1 protein-coding gene is annotated in these 301 nt (G+C 58.1%); it reads right to left on the bottom strand.

Annotated features, from left to right (window positions below; all coding sequences use genetic code 11):
• Positions 1-101: 101 nt before the first annotated feature.
• Positions 102-301: DUF2474 domain-containing protein (locus tag E5162_RS14645; RefSeq protein ID WP_206751150.1), on the bottom strand; the 200-nt coding region annotated here is incomplete at its 5' end.

Raw genomic sequence — 301 nt, forward strand, 5'->3', positions numbered from 1 at the left:
GATGTAGAGCGGGTCTTCCCCCGGCCAGTGACAGCGATGCGGCATGGACGGTCTCCTTCGACTCTCCGCCGATTAGATCAAACCGGGAACGAAGGAAAGCGTCAGAGAATCGCGAGGCGGATGAAATAGGCCACCGTCATCAGCACAAGTACGGACCCGGACCACAGCACGGCAAACCAGGCCAGCCTCGACCAGAGCGGGCGGTCGCCGGAATCGTCAGAATAGCGATTGTGATCGAATTTAGTGATAGCCCGTCTCCTTGGTGACTTTGCCTCGGAAGATCCAGTAGGCATAAGCCGTG

Source organism: Marinicauda pacifica (assembly GCF_004793635.1).
In the GTDB taxonomy this organism is placed as follows: Bacteria; Pseudomonadota; Alphaproteobacteria; order Caulobacterales; family Maricaulaceae; genus Marinicauda; species Marinicauda pacifica.